Genomic DNA, 18,529 nt, shown 5'->3' with positions numbered 1-18,529 from the left:
AGTGCTTTTTTTGTACCCAAAAATGGAGGAAAAAATGAAATATCAGATAAATAATGGCGAATTTACTGGATTTAAAGAGCTAAGTCCAATGATGGTAACTATACCTAAATCTGAGTATGATTTACTCGTTCAAATTAAAAAATAAATTTTTAGGAGAAACTCATGAACAAACGCATTAAAAAGAAATGGTCTCGTGTTGAGAGACTTGAAAGTGTAGTAGCGCAATTAATGGCTAGCAATACTTTACTCACAGAAGCTGTAAGCAGGCAGAATAGTCTTATTGAAGAATTAAAAAACATCAACGAACGCAACGCACAAGCAACTAACGCACGCTTTGATGTTTTAGAAGCTGACAATAAATCAATGCGAGTTGATTTAGATGAGGCGATTGTTGAATTTAGGAAAAACAAGAAAAAAGGCCTATTTGGCCGTAAATAAGGAGGAAAATATGTTAGATAAAGCAAAATTATTAGCATCGCAAGAATTCACACGTCTTTCGGGTCGAGAAATCAACCCAGAAGATTGCTATGTAGTGTGGTTTAGTAAGACATTGCAAAACTGGAAAGCATTAGTCAGCACCAATCAGATTAAGTCTGATGATAAGTGTGGAGACTATGCAGAAGTTACTCACAACGGCGATAAAGCAGAAACCTACGTTGATATTTATGCCAAAGTATCAAATCGAGCTATCAAAGATTAGGAGGAATCAAAATGAAACCACATCAAGAACGATTTGTAAATGAATATCGCGAACTAAAAGAAAAACGCGATAAATTACATGCTATGAATGTGAAATATGAAGCAGGGCAACTAGATTTTGTGCCAGATTGTCCACTTGAATTGCTGAAAGAGCAAGAGGAAATCATGAATCAATACCTGGGTATTTTAGAAGCTAGAGCATTATTTGAAAATGTAACTCTTTAATTCTAACCGTATGGAATTCCATACGGTTTTCTGTTTGCCCTGCCGCATGGCTTTAAACTAGGCAAAAATCAAAAAGAAAGAGGTCTAAAATGGCTGTTATTATCGTACAAACACGAGGCGGAGATATCGAAGTAACAACACCTATTACTGCTACACAAGCTAATCAAGCGATTCAAGGTCAGCTATCTGATAAAGAGCTGGCTTTTTTATGTGTAGAAAATCATGCTTTTGCTAAGTCAGAGGTTCTGCACGTCTTAGTGGAACCAGAAGATGAAGAATTACCGCAGTCAAAACATAAGGAGGAAGAATAATGCTACATGGATTAAAATATCGTTTGTTTAAACTGGCACCGGATACTGGAGCAGGTGGAGGTGCTGAGGGCACTAGTGATACTAACGTCGAGTCTGGACAAGTTGAACAGGCAGCATCACAACAACAAGTGGATTCGGTTGATACTGAGGCTATTAAAAGTCAAGCAATCAGCGAACTTTTAGGGCAACTTGGAGTTACTTCGGTAGAAGATGCTAAAGCAAATCTAGCCTCTTGGAACGAATACCAGGAAGGACAGAAAACAGAATTACAAAAAATTCAAGATAGTCTAACTGTAGCTAATAATTCGCTTGCTGAGCGTGACGCTACGATTGCTAGCTTACAAGCTCAGTTGGCAGCTGCTCATTTGGGAGTACCTGCAGAAAATACCTCTGATGTTATTACTTTGGCTAACAGCTTGGTCAACGAAAAAACAGACATCAATGCAGCGATTACTACTGTGCTTGAGAAATATCCTCATTTCAAAGGAGGTGATGCCAATGTAGCTGATAAACCTAACTTTGTGACTCAAACTCAGAGTCAAACGGAAACAGCAGAAGATGCCTTTGCGAAGGCACTAGGACTTAAATAAAGGAGAAAAATAAATGACGATTAACTATGTCGAAAAATATCAAAATGAATTTGACCAACGATTGGTGCAAGGCTCTATTACAGCAGAGTTGGAAACACCTAGAGTAGAGTGGTTAGGAGCCAAATCTTTCAAGGTTACGACTTTGTCAACGGGTGGATATAAACCACATACGCGTGACAAAGGGATCAATTCAGGAACAATGTCTAATGATCATAAAGTATATACACTTGAATTTGACCGAGACATTGAATTCTATGCAGATAAAGCGGATGTTGATGAAACAAACCAAGCTCTTTCTGCTGCGAACATTTCAAAAAATTTCATCACAGAACACGCAACTCCAGAGCTGGATGCCTATCGTATCTCTAAACTTGCAACAGCAGCAATCACTAATGGTAAATTTGCTACAGAAGATGACATCAGCAAATCAAATGTTGTTGATAAGCTAAAAGCGGCTATCTTACCAATTCGTAAATATGGTGCAAACAATATTATTATCTATGTGTCAAGCGAAGTTATGGACGCATTGGAACGTGCAGAAGATTTTACGCGCAATATCACTGTTACTCAAACAAATGACATCGATACTCGTGTGACGTCTTTGGATGGCATCAAACTTGTTGAAGCTTGGGATGATACACGATTTAAAACTAAGTTTGACTTTAGCGATGGCTTTAAACCAACATCAGGAACTAAATCTATCAACTTCTTGATTGTTGCTAAACCAGCTGTTGTAGCCAAAGTTAAATTTAATTCAGTGTATCTTTTCGCTCCTGGACAAGTCGGCCAAGGCGATGGCTGGCTTTATCAAAACCGTCTGTATCATGATCTCTTTGTCATGGAACAGAAAAAAGACGGTATCTATGTGTCACATAAAACTAGTTAATAGGGGTTGAAATATGAAAACTTACGAAAAAGGAAATCAAGTCTATACTGTACAAGAAGGCAGTACGCTTGAAGCGGAATTGATTGCACGTGGCTTCGAAGAAGTCGTTGAATCTATTGAATCAAAGGAAACTGATATCAATAAAATGAAGCTTGATGAATTGAAAGTTTATGCTGAAAATGCAGGTATTGTAATTCCTGATGATGTTAAGAAAAAAGAAGACGTCTTAGCTTTTATCAAGGAACATCAGGAGGGAGGTGAGTAGGGATGCTCACCTTTGATTTTTATAATGACGAATATTGTGGTACACAGCTAGATAAGGAAAAGTTCAACGAGTTATCAAAACGTTCTGAGCGCAAAATTTTGGCACTTATTAATTTGAAAAAGGAACAGGTAGATAAATTACCAGCCAATCTTTTAGAATCCGTAAAAATGGCTATCTGTGCCCAAATTGAGTATCTGAACGCTATAGGCGTGGAAAGTGCTATGGGAGTGACTTCTGTAACACAAGCTAAAGTCGGAAATTTTAGCTACACGGACGGAAAGAAAGCTACGGTGTCGGCTAATATTGGCTCTGCTGGTGTTAGTCCTGATGTGCTGGACTATTTACTGCCAACAGGGCTACTATACAAGGGGGTAGATACGAGATGGTAAAACAAGTGAAACCTATCCCGAAAGAGTTGTTAGTTGATGCAGTTACTTATCTTGCAGTTGGTGAAAAAAATAGCTGGGGAGAAGAAACAGTAGTATCTACGGAATTATCACAAGTGTTAGTACAACCTAAAAGCAGTATCCAACGAGGGCAACAAAACGAGAGTAATAGTTATGAGCTGTTGCTCTTTTTTGATTGTGTAAACTCGTTACCTGTAGATCATCAGTTTAAGGTTGATGACAAAATTAGCTATCAAGGGAAAGAGCATCGCATTGCAAGCGTTGAGGTGCTAAAGGCCTTTGATCAGTCGCCACATCACTATGAGGTAATGTTGGAATGATTGGTTTTAAGGTTGAGGTCATTTTTAATGCTGGCAAGTTGATTGCTAAAAGCGAAGCAACTGCAAGGACAGCTCGATTTGCACTGAGTAATCAAATTAAAAAGGATAGCGATAAGTATATCCCTGCCCGTGAGTGGAATCTACGAGATAGCGGGCGCGTGACTGAACGATCAGTCTCTTGGCACACACCGTATGCTAGACGACTTTACTATAATCCTCAGTATAACTTTAGCAAGGATAAGAATCCTAATGCACAAGGTAAATGGTTTGAAGCTGCTAAAACTAACCAATTGGGACACTGGCTAGATTTGACTAAAAAAGCGTATGGCGCTGCATTTGGAGGAGATTGATCATGACATTTATTGATTACTTGACTAAAAAAGTTCAAGAGGTGAGTGGTGAGAAACCAATTCTTAGCACTTTGGGGAGTAGCGATGTGGTTGCTATTATCCCCATGGCTGGGAATTTTGACAATCATGCACTTGATAAAAGTAAGATTAGAGTTTTTACTTTTCAAATTTTGGCCAAAAGTAAAAAACAGCAAGAAGCTTTTTTGACCACGGAAAACTTGGTTAATGGCTTAGATGGATTATCAAATGAACCTTTCTCTGGGGGATATCTTATCAAGCTAGAATGTACTACGACCACTAACTTCGTTGAAAAAGATAGTGATAAAAATTATTTATATACAGCTCTTTTTAGAGCAGAATTAGGAGGATAAGAGATGGCAGCAGATAAGCCAACATTTTATTTACAATCCGAGCATAAGCTCGAAATTTCAGAAGATGGAAAAACCTGGATGCGCTTAGCTGGTGGTATCAGTGAGTTAGAACCAGACGGGAACGAAGAAGTATCGCAAGATGCCTATCTTGATGGTTCTGAATCTGATGTTACAGGCGGTCAGCTAGTACTAGCCTTAACCGGACATCGCCTAGTAGGTGATAAGGCTCAAGACTGGATCTATGCACGTCAATTTCAATATGGGGGCAAACGTCGTGGTTTTACGCGTTGGACATTGCCTGGTGGTAAAACACAGTTTACTTTCGCATCTACATTTGCAAACATCAAAGGACCATCGGGTGCAGCTAATGGTAAAGGCGAAATCGAATTTGAAATTCACTCAAACGAAGAACTTGTGCCTAACAAGGTGGTTGCAGAAGTCACTAAGACAAACAAAGAGCTTGCATCTGAAGCGCTTGGTGTAGAACGTCAGGTTCAGGAATAGAAAGGATAGTCAGATATGGTAAGACAGTTTGAGTTTAAGAAAACGGTTGAAGAAATTGAGATTGCAGGGGAAATCTACACACTGCCTCTTGATGATCAAAATCTGTTGCGCATCCAAAAGGATTTCATTGACTACGGCAAAGAAATCCAAGAACTAACAGGGGTTGAAATTGCAGAAGGTGATGCAGAAGCTTTACAGGATAACTATAGGCAGCAGCTAGAAGTGATGCAAAAGGTCATTGAATCGCCTTTTGGAGAAGGGAGTTTTGAAAAACTCTATAAAGCAGCAGGCGAGTCATTATCTAACATGGTTGATTTGTTAGATTATCTAGTGGAATTGGTTGCAGAACGTATCGAGCAGAACAAGAACCGTGCTGAAAAAGCTAAAAAATCTTACTACTCTTCAAAGCGCAAAGGCAAGAAATAGGTGACTTATGAAGTTGACAGAAACGTATGAAGTTCTTGCTGATACTTTCGAATTTGGCGGTCATATCGTAGCTGTTGACTTGGCTTTTGATGTCGTGTTGCGAGTCATGGAACTTCTTGCTGACGAAGAAGTCGATGACTACGCTAAAATTGTCTGGACTTTGGATATGCTCTTGCCATATTTTGATCGTACGGAGTTAAGTTTTGACGAAGAATTTGAGCTCTTTGAATACATCTTAAAAACGTTTATCTATGAACAAGAAGATGATGACGGTTTAGGAGGGGGAACACAAACGAAAACAATGGACTTTGAAAAGGATGCAGAGTTAATCTTTGCGTCCTTTTTTCAGAGTTATCATCTTGACCTATTCGAGCAACAAGGAAAATTGCACTGGCTAAAATTTATGTCACTACTCATGAATCTACACAAAGACACTCCTTTTAAAGAAGTAGTCAGCTATCGTGTCATGAAAGTGCCTAATAAAGATGAAGCGTCAGAAGAGTATATCAAACATGTCAAGAAGATGAAGCGCCTTTATTCGCTAGAAGATGAAGCTGAGTATCAAGTTAAGAATGATGACAAACTTTCGGCATTAGCAGCAAGGTTTGGAGGTGAGTAGATGGCAGACGGTAGTGTTATTATTGACACCCTGTTAAAGACTGAGAAGTTTAACCAAGGTGTCGGACAATTACAAGGTAAGTTAGCTGGACTAGGCTCTAAGCTGACTAGTATCGGTACTGGTTTAACACTGGGATTAACTGCTCCTATCGTTGGAATTGGAGCAGCGTCACTTAGTACTTTTGCGACATTTGAAAGCCAGATGAATCGTGTCAAGGCGATTTCTGGAGCAACAGCAAGTGAGTTCAAAAAACTAGAAGACCAGGCTATCAAACTTGGAGCTTCCTCGGTTTTTAGTGCTACAGAAGTAGCACAGGCTCAAGAAATGATGGCTTCGGCAGGATTTGAAGTAAAATCAATCTTGGAAGCTATGCCTGGTGTTATGGACCTTGCGGCAGTATCTGGTGGTGACATGGCATTGGCTAGTGAAGCGGCGGCTACTGCTGTCAATATGTTTGGTCTTGAAGCTAGTCAATCAACCCACGTTGCAGACACGACAAACGCATGAAGAAAATATGGCTTACAGAAAAGACTTTCATGGATGAATTCAAAATCCTTCGCTATAATAAAAGTGGAGGATTTTGTTATGGAAGACCTTTTAAATTTCTTGATTACTGTTAGAGACGACCGTTCCCCATGGAAAATTAAACACTTATTGTCAGATATCGTTCTTCTCATCTTCTTTGCTCGCTTATCAGGCGCAGAACACTGGGATGAGATAGAGGAGTTTGGTATTGCCTATGAGAAATCCTTACGCACCGTTCTCAAATTAGAAAATGGCATTCCCTCTCATGACACTCTACAACGTGTTTTTGCGACCTTAGATTCACAAGTTCTTGTAGAACTCACACAGATATGGACTTCTCTTCTTGAAGCGTGTGACTCATCATCTAAAACCTTACCACAACTTTCAAAACGTTTAGTAGCCATTGACGGGAAGACTATCCGTGGTAATGGCAGTCAAACTCAAAAAGCCCTACATATTGTCTCAGCCTATGCGACAGATTTAGGGATTTCGTATGGCCAGGTAGCGACTGATGAAAAAAGCAATGAGATTACAGCGATTCCACGATTATTAGACATGATTTCAGTAAAAGGGTGCATGATTAGTATTGACGCCATGGGCACACAAAAGGCTATTGCGGATAAGATTATCATGAAGAAAGCAGATTATTGTCTAGCAGTCAAAGAGAATCAAAAGAGCCTTCTAGAAGATATTCGTCCCTATTTTGAACTCTCTCAGAATTTTGACGATAGCTATGAAACGCTTGAGAAAGCGCACGGTCAGATTGAATTGAGACAGTATGAAGTCATTACTGATACAGAGTGGATACGTCAAGAGCATCCTGATTGGGGACATATCCAAAGCATTGGACGGGCGCGTATTCAGATAACAAAGAATGGTCAAGAGAGCGAAGAAACCCGCTACTTTATTTTAAGTTGTCAGGTTAGCGCTAAAGAGTTGTGTGACTATGTGAGAGGTCATTGGCAAATAGAGAGTATGCACTGGCTACTAGATGTTGTTTTTCGTGAAGATGCCAATAAGACTTTGAATAAACAACTCGCATTTAATTTAAATGTCATGGATAAATTCTGTTTAGCGGTATTAAAACAGTTAGATTTTGGAAAGAAGATGAGTCTGCGTCGTAAGAAATATGCCCTAAGTCTGTCCTTTGACAAGTATTTAAAACAATTGCTTTAGGGCAAAAAACTTTCAACACTTGCAAAATGGAAATAGAAGATTTCATGCGTTTGTCGTGCGTTGCAGATGTTTTTGCCCAAGCTGCAGCAGATACTAATGCTGAGGTTGGTGATATGGCGGAAGCGTTGAAGTACGTTGGACCGGTCGCAGGTGCATTAGGTATCACTCTCGAAGAAACTGCAGCAGCAGTCGGTATTTTATCAAATGCTGGTATTAAAGGCTCGCAGGCTGGTACTACCCTTAGAACGAGCTTGGCACGCTTGACAGACCTAAACGAAAAAATGAGGGCCGTCATGGAGGAGCTTGGTCTTGAATTTTTCAATGCTGACGGTTCCATGAAATCACTGTCAGGAATCACCCAAGAATTACAAACTAAGATGGAGGGTTTGACAGAAGGTCAAAAGAGTGCAGCTATTTCTACATTGTTTGGCAAAGAAGCAATGTCTGGAATGCTTGCATTAGTCAATTCCGCTCCTGGTGCACTTGATAAACAAACTCAAGCGCTTATCAATTCAAATGGTGCTGCTAAAGAAATGGCAGACACAATGAATAGTGGTGTCAAGGGGTCAATTGAGGAGCTGAAAGGCTCGCTTGAAACTGCTGGAATCTCCATAGGTAAAATATTGGCGCCAGCCCTAACAGCGGTTATCGGGGCGATAACGAGTCTTGTGAATTGGTTTAACAATCTGAGTCCAACGATGCAGACTGTGGTAGTTGTACTGGGAAGTTTACTTGCTGCCATCGGTCCGGTTGTTCTGATTATAGGCGTTGTTACTACTCAGATAGCAGCTTTCCGACAAGGCGTCGGACTAGTCTTCAATGCTGTCAAAGGGCTACAAGCAGCTTTTGCTTTTTTGACAAGTCCAATAGGATTAGTCATCGTAGCAATAGGTGCACTAATTGCTGTGTTTGTTTATTTGTGGAACACGAACGAACAGTTTAGGACAAAGGTCATTGAGATTTGGACAGCTATTTCGAATTTTTTACAGCCAATCATACAATTTATCAGTGATTTTATCAGGGAAACTTGGACTATATTAGCTACTTGGTGGAGCGAAAATCAGAATACTATCATGTTTGTGGCACAGTCTGCATGGAATTTTATTCAGACGGTATTTACTTCGGCCATTGAAATTATCAAATTGGCTGTCGGAGTTTTTCTAGGGTTGCTGGAATCAACCTGGTCTGTGACTTTTAACTCTCTTAAAGTTATTGCTCAAGTAGCGTGGGCTTTTATTTCCAATATTTTCAAGGGGAGTTTAGAGTCTATACTTGCGGTAGCCTCTGCTGTTTTTGAGCAAATCAAATCGACAATTGAGTTAGTGATGAGTATTATTCAAAATCTTATCAAAATTATCCTATCTGCGATAAAAGGTGATTGGGACGGCGTGCTTTCTGGAATCAAAGGCATAGTCGGGGCTTTTGGTGGTTACATCAAGTCAACATTTGAAAATATGATGAATCTGGCCAAAAATTTAGTTCAGTCTGGAATTGACGCAATCAAAGGATTCTTTACCTCTTTGGGGAACATTGACTTGTGGGGGGCTGGTAAAGCCATCATGGACGGTTTTTTAGGTGGTTTGAAATCTGCCTGGGGAGCGGTTCAGAATTTTGTTGGTGGAATCGCCGATTGGATTAAAGCACACAAGGGCCCTATTTCCTATGACAAGGTTCTCCTTAAGCCGGCTGGTAAGGTGATTATGGGCGGTTTAGGAGATAGTTTAGAAGACAACTTTAAATCCGTACAAAAAAACGTTATAGGCATGGCTGACAGGCTATCTGGTAGCTTTAATAAGGGATTAATCCCAGAAAAGTACACAGCCAAAATGGATGCTCTTAAAAAGCATGCTCAAGCAACTCTTGGTGGTATGAATTTTGCACCACAAATGGCACTGCAACCGAGTGTAGTAGTAAACATTACTAACGAGGGTGATAGCGATATCATTCGCCAAAAAGTCAACGCTAAAAATGCGCAGGAAGCAATCATCAATAAATTATTCAAGAAAGGAGACTAGAGATGTTTACGATAGAACATTTGGATGGCGAACGTTTATCGGCCGATGAACAAGGTTGGAAAGTCAAGGAAATGTCAGCCTCCGGTATCGAGCAGAGTGTTATTTCTGAGAGTCCGACTATGCGCCCTGGTCGACTATCTTATGGTATTTTACATGGAAGTAAGAACTATACTCTTGTTTTTACAAAAATGGTAAGTAATGCAGCCGAGCATGAGCAACTTGTTGAATTTGTTTACTTTCATTTTTTGAGAGGGGAACCTTTCTATTTGTATCGTGATTTTCGTAAACCATCTGAACGCGCTGATTTGCCTAGTCGTAGAGCTAAAGTGGTTACTAAGAGCGTATCACCTAGCCGAAATGGTTTAAAATCAGAAATTAGCATCCAACTAGAGAGTTATGAACTTCCTTTTGAAGAAGATGCTACAATACAGCAACGAACGTGGACAGGAACGCACCAGTTTACTAACAGCGGTGGACATCGTTTAGATCCTAGATATTGTCAAATGACTGCTAAAATAACCGTTTCAGGAACTGGGAATGAGCTGAAAGTTCTATTCAATGGCGAACCCTATTTTTGGTATAAAAAGCCTGTCAAAGCTGGTGATAAGTTTGTAATTAATGGTACGGATGTAACAAAGAATGGTTATAATTGCTTTGAGGATTGCCATAAAAGAACGACTTTTCTAAGGATGGGAAAAAATAAAATAGAGGTACAAGGGGCTTCGTGTGAAGTCCTTTTTGAGTACCGGACACTGTATCTATGATGGAAAGGAGGGATATAAAAATTGGAGATAAAAACAAGTAAAGGCGTCTATTATGTTAACGCAGATTACGCTATCGAGGAGAAACAAGGGGAATATCCTAAGCTAACTTGTACTATTCCAGCTTCTAAAAACAGGAGCTGGATAGACGACTGCAAGGAATTAGATCGTCTCTACACTCCTGGGGAACAAGATGAGTTTGTGATTATCAATCCTGTAAAAATCACTAAAGGAAACAGTTATGACTTAGAAATCACAGCAGTTGGTGCATTTGAATTTGATTTTGTAAAAAGTAGAATTGATGACAATTTACCGACACGTTCTTATACAGTTGAGTACCTTTTAGACTTGGTATTTAAGGATGCTAGGTATTCTTATGATTTGCAGGGGACATACGAGAAACGGGAATTTACCAACTTTGGTAGCGATAATCGCTATAAACTGTTTTTACAAATCATGAATCGCTTCAATCTTGAATTTAAGGTTATCGGAAAAATTGTTCGGATTAACAGTAAGGTCGGAAATGATACAGGTTTCCAATTTAGATATCTGAAAAATATCAAGGATACGAAGTACTCCGTTGATGCGACTAATTTAGTAACACACGTCAAAGGATATGGTGCTTATCATGATGCAAATGATCAATCGAAAGGTAGATTGGAAGTTGAATACCTCAGTCCATTGAGTGACATTTATGGCAAGCTTAGCGGTGAACCAGTAGTAGATGAGCGAATGTCTATTAGTGCTACATTGTTGGAAAAATGTAAACAATCTGTAGAATCCTCTGTTGCTGTAACGGTTAGTACAACTTTAGTTGCGTTGAAAAATCAAGAATACAGAGGTGTTGCGCGTGTCGGTGACTCAATTTGGTTTATCGATGAACGTATTGACTTGGAAAAGAAAATTCGTTTTAGCACTGTCAAAAGCTATTACGACGCTTTTGACGAACTCATTAAGCAGGACGTTCAGCTGGGTGACAAAGATGTTTTTTCCAGGGTTCAATCAAGTGATACCGCTTCTCAATCTAAATTAATTGATATGCAAAAAGAGCTAAGTGATCAATTAGCAGATGTTGAAGATGCAATCAAAAAAACTTATGTTATGCTATCTGGAGTTAATCGTGTATTTTACTCGTCAGATTTGCCAGAGGACGTGCCTAAAGGCACGATAAAAGAAGGAGACACACTCTTTAGAAATATCGATGGTGAAACTAAAATGTATCGTTGGGACGGTGTACAGTGGGAATTGGTGCCCGTCGTCAACGATGTAGAAAAATTCCGTGAGGAGCTTGACAATGAAATCGCTCAAGTCACTGCACAAATTGAAGCAAGCAGCGCGGAACACGAGCGACAAGTCTCCGACATCCGTGCACAAGCGACAGACGCAAAGACGCTAGCTCAGCAAGCGCAACAAATCGGCACGCAAGCTAAGATTGACGCTATCGCAGAGGCAAATAGACTGATTGCATCAGCTAAACAGACTTTAGATGGACAATTGTCTCAACAGGCGCAACAATTGCTTACACAAGCTAGCGCACAAGAGCAATTGACACGCAGAACAACAGCGATAGAACAGCTAGCCAATGGCACAAAAGCGACGCTCATAGAGCTATCTAAAACAGTCAGCAGCCAAACTGGCCAAATTGATAGCGTAAGCAAGCGTACGAAGATTGTAGAGGACGGCATATCAGGACTAGCGACACAGTACGCAAACCTAAAGGTCGGAGGTAGTAACCTTTTACGACATACTAAGCGGTTTGCTGGCAATTTTTGGATTTGGGAAGGTAACTGGATAAAAGAGAGCTATCGTCATCAAGACTGCGATGTTTTTACGTGGCAAAGTGGAGTTAAAACATCCCCTGCCTACGAGATCACCGTAGATGCAGGAGAGACGTACACTTTTAGTGCATATATAAAAAAAGCTAGCGTCGGCAGGGTTTACTTTTATCTTGATAGTTGGCAGGCTAACGCAGCACGATTTGATGTCAGTCGCGAGGACATCATCACTGAGGTTGGGCAATCTTTTATCAGGTACAAGCGTACTTTTACAGTCACACAATCAGGTCTAATTAAACCTAGGTTTGCCTTTATTGACGGCGGTCTAAGTGTCGCAGGTTATCAACTCGAGCGTGGCTCTATTATGTCTGATTATCATGAGCATGATGAGGATATACGTAGTGAGCTAGCAACCTACAAGCAAATGGTAGAGCAAAACCTTGCAGAGATATCACGTCAAACGCAGACAACTGCTGGAGATGTAAGTCAGTTAAAAACGTTTAGAGAGCAGACAGTAAGTCAGTTGAGAGACGTTGTAAGCGCTAGTCAATTTGACAATCTAACTGGTCGTATGACACAACTTGAGACAGATATCACAACTCAAGCGGGTGAGCTTGCTAAACGACTGACTAGGACGCAGGTTGAGCAAGCTATAACAGACAGAGGCTATCAAACAAAATCACAGGTTGATAGCAACATTGCTGGTCGTGGCTATATCACATTGTCAGCTCTACAACCTTATGCAACGGCAACGACTGTACAAAATCTTGTCACGGAAACTGCAGGTAGCTTTGAGCGTAAGATTACTGAGACAAAAGCACTGATACCAACGTCAACAAGCGTCAATCTCGTAGACGGGACAAAGGATTTTAGCGGGTCTCACTTTTGGATTGACGGAAATTGGCGACTTGACGGTCGTACTGTCGCAGGCGCAGATGTCTTGACTTGGCAAAGTGGTAACAAAGCATCACCGACGTTAACCTGGCAAGTCGAGGCTGGTAAAGAGTACATTTTTAGCGCGTATGTCGCCAAAGAGACAATAGGGACTGTTTACTTTTACCTCTATAATTTTGGTGGTGACGATATCACAAGTACAACTCGTCGTAACCATCATATTGATGATGTTGGTGCTGATTTTAAACGGTTTACATTGCATTTTGTCCCGACACGCTCGGGCAAAATCAGAGCGAGATTTGCGATTCTGGCTAGTGACGTCGGAGGTTTTAGCGTTGCAGGGTATCAGCTACTTGAGGGTCGTCTTGAGCAACCGTGGGGCCCATCTGCAAAAGAGCTATCAGTAGTTACTGGATTTAACTCAGTCAAAGACACCGTAGACGCTCACAAGCGTGTGATTGGTGATGGGAGTGCGATTTCACAGGCTATTCAGTCCGCTAGTAAGTTTGAGCGGTCGATTGCAATCGGTGGTGATATTTATCAAGCGATTGAGACGGCTAAAGGGCTTGTGCAGGAAGTCCGTGGTGCAGATGGTCTAAAAACCCAAATGAGCCAACTCGCAGGCTCATGGGCGGTTAAAAATCTGACTAGCGCTGGTACTGTGCTTAATCAGCTAAATCTCAATAAAGATGGCTCAGTCAAGATTGACGGTAAACTAGTGCAAATCACTGGTACGACGTACATACAAGACGGTGTTATCACCTCTGCTAAGATTGCTAGCTTAGATGCTGCTAAGATTACAGCAGGTACGCTTGATGCAAGCAAGGTCAATGTTATCAATCTAAACGCAAGCAAGATTGTCGGTTTAGACGCTGACTTTATCAAAGCAAAAATAGACAGCGCACTAGTAGGCTGGCTGAGAGGTAAGGTAATATCAGCGCAGAATGACGCTATGCAAATCAACCTTAATCAAGCTAATATTACCTTTAATCAGAATTCTGATATTAAATTCAATTCCGTAAGCAATACAATCAATCGAACAAGGGGCTCAAATGTTGGTTTTCTAAAGTTTGAAGATTCACCGAAAGGTGGTGTTAATGTGATTTTAGGAGCAACATCAGGAAATGTGGCTCAGACAATTAACACGTCTAAATTTTCAGGAATAGTAGCCAACCGAGATAATGATACTTCGGATTATCTTGAATTATATGGAGATTATATTTATTTCAAGCATGCTAAGAATTCAGGGAAATTAACGATTCATACGGCAAGTATTGCCGGAGACTATAATTTAATAGGGATTTTAGACAAACTAATTCATAATATGAACAAATTACATAGAGCAGGAGCATTCGGCAGACAAACCCACTTTACTGATGATGTTTCTGGAGTAGGCTTTTTTGATTAAGGAGACACTATGGACGAACAAATTAAATCAAACTTAGCGCTTGAGATAGCGCAATTAAGCTTAGATAAAGCGACGTTAACAGCGCAACTAACTCAACAACAGCAAGTCAATCAACAACTTGCACAAAAAGTCGCAGAGTTAGAAGCTCTGCTTGACCGACAAACACAACCAAAAAACGAGGAGGTAGCAGAATGAGAGCGTGGAATATTGTAGGGAAATACCCGGTCTATGACGACGAAGGTAAGGTGTCACATACTGACATCACGATTGCATCAACGACTGGCTCATATGCTACATACACAGAGCGTACAATTGGTGACCAGCGAGATAAATCAGAGCAAGAGCTTGTCGAATTGGCTCGTGAGGCGCATTTTAAATCAGAGTATGCAGAGCGTGCTATGGCTGAGTCAGTTGTTAAGATTGATGAGATGGAAGTTAACATCAAAGAAGGTCAGAAGCTACGTCAAGAAATGCAAGAGCAACTTGAATTTACTGCTGGTAAATTGGCGCAAGTTGACGATGCACTAGAGCGCTCTGAAACACAATTTACGAAAGTCGAAGAACTCATAAAAGTTGCGACAGCAACTGTTAACGAACTCATCGCTGGTATGATGGGGGATGTCGAAGATGAAGAAACTATTGAATAAAATTAAAAATTTTTATATTGGAGGAACAACAATGATGATTAATTATTTTGCAATGCAAGTAGAACTTGGATGGATTACACTTGAGCAAGTACCTAAAAAATTCCGCGAGAAAGTGCGTGCGCTCGTAGAAGTATCAAGCGTAGGAACTGAAACGACTGACAAAGAGGAATAGCCTATGCCGTTTGACGAAGCAAGAAAAATCGCTGAAAGTCAATTCACTTGGGAAATCCTCTTTATCATTCTTTTTATAGTCGCCGCTGGATATCTCGTTCGCACATCTGACAAGCGTGAAAAGAAATTGATGGACTTCCACGAGCAGTCAAAAGCTGACAGTAACAAGCGAGAAGAACGTTTGATGACACATCTGGAAAAAACAACCGAGGAATTGAGCACGATTACTCACACAGTCGGCGACATTCAGAAAGAAATGGTACGAATGAATAACAGAATTGATGAATTTGAGAAAGGAGACCAGTCATGAAAATTAACTGGAAACTACGTTTTAAGAACAAGGCTACGCTTGCTGCAATTATTGCTACAGCTATCTTGTTAGCTCAACAGCTGGGCTTGAAATTGCCTGACAACATCAATGATGTAGCTAACACAGCTCTTACCTTGCTTGTTTTGCTTGGGGTTGTTTCAGACCCTACAACGGCAGGGGTATCAGATAGCGAGCAAGCACTAGGCTATCATGAGCCTAAATAGGAGGTTGGCATGAAGGCTAGTTTAAAACTATTTGCGCTAGTGATATTTTTACCGTTAGTGTTGCCTCTGGGTTTAATAGCCATCATGCTTAACCCATTTTTCGAATTTTTTTAGAGGAGGAAAGTAAATGACAACAGCAAATGAGATTGTACAATACACAATCGATCTAGCCAATTCTGGCATGGGTGTTGATAAAGATGGAGCATTTGGCACACAGTGTGCAGATTTGCCTTGTTTCATTGCCAAAAATTGGTTTGGTGTGGATTTGTGGGGTAATGCTATTGACTTGCTAAATGCAGCCGCACAGGTAGGCTGGGAAGTGCATTACATGCCAACCGAGGAAAATCCACGACATGGCGCAGTGTTTGTCATGGCGGTAGCTAGTCACGAGTTTGGCCACACCGGTGTTGTAATTGCTGATAGTGACGGTTACACTATGCAAACTGTCGAGCAAAATATTGATGGAAACTGGGACAGCTTACAAGTAGGGGGTCCAGCCCGTTTTAACACTCGTGATTTTAGCGGTGTGACTGGGTGGTTTTATCCACCATATGTTGACAACACGAAAACTCAGACAAGCGCTGTAGAGCCAACCAGCAACGAGATTGAGCTTATCCCAGAAACTGGCACTTTTACAGTCGGAGAAGCGTCTATCAATGCACGCCGTGCGCCGAACTTAAATGGCGAAATTGTGGCAGTGTACGAACCTGGTATGTCTGTCACATACGACAGCAAAGGATCTGCCAATGGCTACCGCTGGATTTCGTACATCGGAGGCTCTGGTAATCGTAATTATATGGCGATTGGTCAGACTGACGAGGCAGGGAATCGTATCAGTCTTTGGGGAACAATCGAATAAAATAAGAAAGGAAATCTTTTCGATAAGACAACTGCCCTCAGCGTTTGCTGGGGGCTTTTTTGGTACCCATTTTGGTACCCAAAATTCATGACCATGTCATTTCATGAAATTTGTAGATGTCCTAAAATATTGATTTTTAAAGGTTTTGAAGATTATTGCAGAACGATTTCTTTTTATAATATAGAACAAGTTTCTGTTTACCCAATTGCGAAATAATTTAGTTTAACTAACAGAAAAAGTAGGATTTCCCAAATGGGAGGTCCTATTTTTCTTGAAAAAAATTTGATATACTACGTACATCAAGTATTGACCAAATGCTCAATACTCATACTGAAAGAAATAAACACGATTAGATAATAGGACTCTAATACTCATCCAAAATCAAAATTAGCATTTTATAATCTCGAATGTCATTGATAAATCACCGAACGAAGTGAGGCTAACATGTTTCTTTCGCTATAGTGGTATTCTTATTAGTGAAACTGTCTGGTGGACAGTTTCAGCCTGAGGTTAGAAATCAAAAAGCGAGGGTAATTGGCTTGATAAGAACGGATTTTTGGGAGAACTACAGAAATTGAAAGTCAATTTCGTAGTAGTTCTCCCGCAAGGATGTTTAGGGGGGGGCGCTGTCTAGTAGTCGACAAGTACAGCCAATCATCCACTGCGAAAAACAGGCTCAAAAAATAGCAATGAAACTCTCTAAGAGGTTTTGTTACTGACTTTGTCAGCTTCATTTCCCACCTCAAAAGGTTCCCCAAATCTTATCGACTGTGACGAACTCTGTTCGTCTTATTTCCCACCTCCAAAGGTCTCCCAGACCTTTGGAGCGTCCGCACTTTTAAGAAAGAAACAAAAAAGGAATTTTTGAATTTGGTTAAGTATTAATTCTAAGTATCTACACAAGGAGAAATCATGAAAATTATTGTAACGAATCAGTTATCAAAACAGCAGGAGCAAGAAGTGCGCCAATTAATTGCTGAAATTAGGGACTATGATAACTTTACACGCGAGCCATATCTTTCAAATATGCTCAATTTTGATCAAGACATGCCCGCCTTCTTTTTAGTTTATGAAAAAAATGAGCTTCGTGGTTTTTTGACCGTGTATGCAGACGACCCTAATGAAGTGGACTTATTTATTTGGGTAGCACCAGCGTATCGTCGTCAGGGACTTGCGCGCCAGCTTTTTGAAAATTATAAGGAGTCAACAAGAGATTACGGCCTTGGAAAACCAAGTTTTAATATTGAGCGTCATTTTTTGACTAATAATCCTTGGTTGCTATCTGCTTGGCAGGTCAATGAGACTAATGAAAGTGAATTTTGGATGAGCCGCGGTTGTGATAAAGTAGCGCTAGAGGAAAGGTCTGATATTAGGGTGTGTCAGGCTGACTTACAACATCTGGAAGCGATCGCAAAGTTTCAATCTGAAACCTTTGAAGAAGACTTGGAGTTGTGTCGTCAGTATGCGCGTGAGGCGATTGAGGATGAAACGAGTCTTCTTTATGTTGTTTTGCGAGCTGAAGAGGTTATCGCCTCTTGTACGGTTGATTTATCATCAGGCGATCAACTTTTATATGGATTGGCTGTTAAAAATGCTGAGCAAGGCAAAGGTATTGGGACTTACATGACTAAGTATATTCTTAATGATCGTATTGAGAATGATAGTCGTCCTTTTCAAATTGCAGTGGAGGCTGACAATGTTGTTGCTAAACGTTTGTATGAAAAACTTGGCTTTGTTATTGCCTCAGAAATTACTTATCTTAGATAAACTAAGCCTGCATTGTGCAGGTTT

Annotated in this window: 25 protein-coding genes and 1 pseudogene; all 26 read left to right on the top strand. The window is 40.4% G+C overall.

Annotation, left to right across the window (positions count from 1 at the left end; all coding sequences use genetic code 11):
- Window positions 1-162 precede the first annotated feature (162 nt).
- The 26 genes and pseudogenes from AB6M99_RS06160 (at window position 163) to AB6M99_RS06035 (ending at window position 18,505) form a co-directional block, all read left to right on the top strand.
- The gene (locus AB6M99_RS06160) at window positions 163-438 is read left to right on the top strand and encodes a hypothetical protein (protein WP_369350405.1); all 276 of its coding nucleotides are present in this window, start codon (window positions 163-165) and stop codon (window positions 436-438) included.
- Window positions 439-448: 10 nt separating this feature from the next.
- Window positions 449-700, top strand: a complete 252-nt coding sequence (locus AB6M99_RS06155) for a DUF6275 family protein (protein WP_369350404.1) — start codon at window positions 449-451, stop codon at window positions 698-700.
- Window positions 701-711: 11 nt separating this feature from the next.
- Window positions 712-924, top strand: coding sequence for a hypothetical protein (locus AB6M99_RS06150; protein WP_369350403.1), 213 nt, complete (start codon window positions 712-714; stop codon window positions 922-924).
- Between the two features lie 89 nt (window positions 925-1,013).
- Window positions 1,014-1,235, top strand: a complete 222-nt coding sequence (locus tag AB6M99_RS06145) for a hypothetical protein (RefSeq protein WP_369350402.1) — start codon at window positions 1,014-1,016, stop codon at window positions 1,233-1,235.
- Window positions 1,235-1,825 carry a hypothetical protein gene (locus tag AB6M99_RS06140; RefSeq protein ID WP_369350401.1) on the top strand — a complete coding sequence of 197 codons (591 nt, stop codon included), beginning with the start codon at window positions 1,235-1,237 and terminating at the stop codon, window positions 1,823-1,825. The genes AB6M99_RS06145 and AB6M99_RS06140 overlap by 1 nt, the downstream gene beginning before the upstream one ends.
- A gap of 13 nt (window positions 1,826-1,838) precedes the next feature.
- Complete coding sequence (locus AB6M99_RS06135) at window positions 1,839-2,711, top strand: hypothetical protein (protein WP_369350400.1); 873 nt, start codon at window positions 1,839-1,841, stop codon at window positions 2,709-2,711.
- A 13-nt stretch (window positions 2,712-2,724) separates the two neighbouring features.
- Window positions 2,725-2,976 (top strand): hypothetical protein, encoded by a 252-nt coding sequence (locus tag AB6M99_RS06130; protein WP_369350399.1) that lies wholly within the window; start codon window positions 2,725-2,727, stop codon window positions 2,974-2,976.
- A 2-nt stretch (window positions 2,977-2,978) separates the two neighbouring features.
- Entirely contained in the window at window positions 2,979-3,365 is a 387-nt protein-coding gene (locus AB6M99_RS06125) for a hypothetical protein (RefSeq protein WP_369350397.1), read from the top strand.
- A complete protein-coding gene (locus AB6M99_RS06120; protein WP_369350396.1) occupies window positions 3,359-3,703 on the top strand; it encodes a putative minor capsid protein in 345 nt (114 codons plus the stop codon). The genes AB6M99_RS06125 and AB6M99_RS06120 overlap by 7 nt, the downstream gene beginning before the upstream one ends.
- Window positions 3,700-4,053, top strand: a complete 354-nt coding sequence (locus AB6M99_RS06115; RefSeq protein WP_369350395.1) for a minor capsid protein — start codon at window positions 3,700-3,702, stop codon at window positions 4,051-4,053. The genes AB6M99_RS06120 and AB6M99_RS06115 overlap by 4 nt, the downstream gene beginning before the upstream one ends.
- A 2-nt stretch (window positions 4,054-4,055) precedes the next feature.
- On the top strand, window positions 4,056-4,424 hold the full coding sequence (locus tag AB6M99_RS06110; protein ID WP_369350394.1) for a hypothetical protein: 369 nt from the start codon (window positions 4,056-4,058) through the stop codon (window positions 4,422-4,424).
- A 3-nt stretch (window positions 4,425-4,427) separates the two neighbouring features.
- Window positions 4,428-4,928, top strand: coding sequence for a phage tail tube protein (locus AB6M99_RS06105; protein WP_369350393.1), 501 nt, complete (start codon window positions 4,428-4,430; stop codon window positions 4,926-4,928).
- A gap of 15 nt (window positions 4,929-4,943) precedes the next feature.
- Window positions 4,944-5,354: a hypothetical protein gene (locus AB6M99_RS06100; RefSeq protein ID WP_369350392.1), complete on the top strand. Its 411-nt coding sequence runs from the start codon at window positions 4,944-4,946 to the stop codon at window positions 5,352-5,354.
- Window positions 5,355-5,361: 7 nt separating this feature from the next.
- Window positions 5,362-5,973 (top strand): Gp15 family bacteriophage protein, encoded by a 612-nt coding sequence (locus tag AB6M99_RS06095; RefSeq protein WP_369350391.1) that lies wholly within the window; start codon window positions 5,362-5,364, stop codon window positions 5,971-5,973.
- Window positions 5,974-6,480: a phage tail tape measure protein gene (locus AB6M99_RS06090; protein ID WP_369350390.1), complete on the top strand. Its 507-nt coding sequence runs from the start codon at window positions 5,974-5,976 to the stop codon at window positions 6,478-6,480.
- 33 nt (window positions 6,481-6,513) lie between these two features.
- Window positions 6,514-7,674: an ISAs1 family transposase gene (locus AB6M99_RS06085; protein WP_121836465.1), complete on the top strand. Its 1,161-nt coding sequence runs from the start codon at window positions 6,514-6,516 to the stop codon at window positions 7,672-7,674.
- Window positions 7,675-7,700: 26 nt separating this feature from the next.
- Window positions 7,701-9,689, top strand: a complete 1,989-nt coding sequence (locus tag AB6M99_RS06080; RefSeq protein WP_369350389.1) for a phage tail tape measure protein — start codon at window positions 7,701-7,703, stop codon at window positions 9,687-9,689.
- A gap of 2 nt (window positions 9,690-9,691) precedes the next feature.
- Window positions 9,692-10,453 (top strand): hypothetical protein, encoded by a 762-nt coding sequence (locus AB6M99_RS06075; protein ID WP_369350388.1) that lies wholly within the window; start codon window positions 9,692-9,694, stop codon window positions 10,451-10,453.
- 21 nt (window positions 10,454-10,474) lie between these two features.
- On the top strand, window positions 10,475-14,527 hold the full coding sequence (locus AB6M99_RS06070; protein ID WP_369350385.1) for a phage tail spike protein: 4,053 nt from the start codon (window positions 10,475-10,477) through the stop codon (window positions 14,525-14,527).
- Window positions 14,528-14,536: 9 nt separating this feature from the next.
- A complete protein-coding gene (locus tag AB6M99_RS06065; protein ID WP_369350383.1) occupies window positions 14,537-14,722 on the top strand; it encodes a hypothetical protein in 186 nt (61 codons plus the stop codon).
- The gene (locus tag AB6M99_RS06060) at window positions 14,719-15,174 is read left to right on the top strand and encodes a hypothetical protein (RefSeq protein ID WP_369350381.1); all 456 of its coding nucleotides are present in this window, start codon (window positions 14,719-14,721) and stop codon (window positions 15,172-15,174) included. Before AB6M99_RS06065 ends, AB6M99_RS06060 begins: the two co-directional genes overlap by 4 nt.
- Before the next feature lie 31 nt (window positions 15,175-15,205).
- The gene (locus AB6M99_RS06055) at window positions 15,206-15,346 is read left to right on the top strand and encodes a hypothetical protein (RefSeq protein ID WP_183121663.1); all 141 of its coding nucleotides are present in this window, start codon (window positions 15,206-15,208) and stop codon (window positions 15,344-15,346) included.
- Between the two features lie 3 nt (window positions 15,347-15,349).
- Complete coding sequence (locus AB6M99_RS06050; RefSeq protein ID WP_369350379.1) at window positions 15,350-15,655, top strand: hypothetical protein; 306 nt, start codon at window positions 15,350-15,352, stop codon at window positions 15,653-15,655.
- Window positions 15,652-15,879: a phage holin gene (locus AB6M99_RS06045; protein WP_369350377.1), complete on the top strand. Its 228-nt coding sequence runs from the start codon at window positions 15,652-15,654 to the stop codon at window positions 15,877-15,879. Before AB6M99_RS06050 ends, AB6M99_RS06045 begins: the two co-directional genes overlap by 4 nt.
- 127 nt (window positions 15,880-16,006) lie before the next feature.
- Window positions 16,007-16,738: pseudogene (locus tag AB6M99_RS06040) on the top strand (CHAP domain-containing protein); the annotation flags it as partial.
- A gap of 912 nt (window positions 16,739-17,650) precedes the next feature.
- Window positions 17,651-18,505, top strand: coding sequence for a GNAT family N-acetyltransferase (locus AB6M99_RS06035; protein ID WP_121834611.1), 855 nt, complete (start codon window positions 17,651-17,653; stop codon window positions 18,503-18,505).
- Window positions 18,506-18,529: the final 24 nt, after the last annotated feature.

Source organism: Streptococcus hillyeri (assembly GCF_041081565.1).
GTDB classification, from domain to species: domain Bacteria; phylum Bacillota; class Bacilli; order Lactobacillales; family Streptococcaceae; genus Streptococcus; species Streptococcus hillyeri.
This window is presented reverse-complemented; position numbering and strand designations above follow the sequence as displayed.

Coding starts and splice junctions, on each gene's coding strand:
- AB6M99_RS06160 (WP_369350405.1), top strand. CDS start 163: ATGAACAAACGCATTAAAAAGAAATGGTCTCGTGTTGAGAGACTTGAA.
- AB6M99_RS06155 (WP_369350404.1), top strand. CDS start 449: ATGTTAGATAAAGCAAAATTATTAGCATCGCAAGAATTCACACGTCTT.
- AB6M99_RS06150 (WP_369350403.1), top strand. CDS start 712: ATGAAACCACATCAAGAACGATTTGTAAATGAATATCGCGAACTAAAA.
- AB6M99_RS06145 (WP_369350402.1), top strand. CDS start 1,014: ATGGCTGTTATTATCGTACAAACACGAGGCGGAGATATCGAAGTAACA.
- AB6M99_RS06140 (WP_369350401.1), top strand. CDS start 1,235: ATGCTACATGGATTAAAATATCGTTTGTTTAAACTGGCACCGGATACT.
- AB6M99_RS06135 (WP_369350400.1), top strand. CDS start 1,839: ATGACGATTAACTATGTCGAAAAATATCAAAATGAATTTGACCAACGA.
- AB6M99_RS06130 (WP_369350399.1), top strand. CDS start 2,725: ATGAAAACTTACGAAAAAGGAAATCAAGTCTATACTGTACAAGAAGGC.
- AB6M99_RS06125 (WP_369350397.1), top strand. CDS start 2,979: ATGCTCACCTTTGATTTTTATAATGACGAATATTGTGGTACACAGCTA.
- AB6M99_RS06120 (WP_369350396.1), top strand. CDS start 3,359: ATGGTAAAACAAGTGAAACCTATCCCGAAAGAGTTGTTAGTTGATGCA.
- AB6M99_RS06115 (WP_369350395.1), top strand. CDS start 3,700: ATGATTGGTTTTAAGGTTGAGGTCATTTTTAATGCTGGCAAGTTGATT.
- AB6M99_RS06110 (WP_369350394.1), top strand. CDS start 4,056: ATGACATTTATTGATTACTTGACTAAAAAAGTTCAAGAGGTGAGTGGT.
- AB6M99_RS06105 (WP_369350393.1), top strand. CDS start 4,428: ATGGCAGCAGATAAGCCAACATTTTATTTACAATCCGAGCATAAGCTC.
- AB6M99_RS06100 (WP_369350392.1), top strand. CDS start 4,944: ATGGTAAGACAGTTTGAGTTTAAGAAAACGGTTGAAGAAATTGAGATT.
- AB6M99_RS06095 (WP_369350391.1), top strand. CDS start 5,362: ATGAAGTTGACAGAAACGTATGAAGTTCTTGCTGATACTTTCGAATTT.
- AB6M99_RS06090 (WP_369350390.1), top strand. CDS start 5,974: ATGGCAGACGGTAGTGTTATTATTGACACCCTGTTAAAGACTGAGAAG.
- AB6M99_RS06085 (WP_121836465.1), top strand. CDS start 6,514: ATGAATTCAAAATCCTTCGCTATAATAAAAGTGGAGGATTTTGTTATG.
- AB6M99_RS06080 (WP_369350389.1), top strand. CDS start 7,701: ATGGAAATAGAAGATTTCATGCGTTTGTCGTGCGTTGCAGATGTTTTT.
- AB6M99_RS06075 (WP_369350388.1), top strand. CDS start 9,692: ATGTTTACGATAGAACATTTGGATGGCGAACGTTTATCGGCCGATGAA.
- AB6M99_RS06065 (WP_369350383.1), top strand. CDS start 14,537: ATGGACGAACAAATTAAATCAAACTTAGCGCTTGAGATAGCGCAATTA.
- AB6M99_RS06060 (WP_369350381.1), top strand. CDS start 14,719: ATGAGAGCGTGGAATATTGTAGGGAAATACCCGGTCTATGACGACGAA.
- AB6M99_RS06055 (WP_183121663.1), top strand. CDS start 15,206: ATGATGATTAATTATTTTGCAATGCAAGTAGAACTTGGATGGATTACA.
- AB6M99_RS06050 (WP_369350379.1), top strand. CDS start 15,350: ATGCCGTTTGACGAAGCAAGAAAAATCGCTGAAAGTCAATTCACTTGG.
- AB6M99_RS06045 (WP_369350377.1), top strand. CDS start 15,652: ATGAAAATTAACTGGAAACTACGTTTTAAGAACAAGGCTACGCTTGCT.
- AB6M99_RS06035 (WP_121834611.1), top strand. CDS start 17,651: ATGAAAATTATTGTAACGAATCAGTTATCAAAACAGCAGGAGCAAGAA.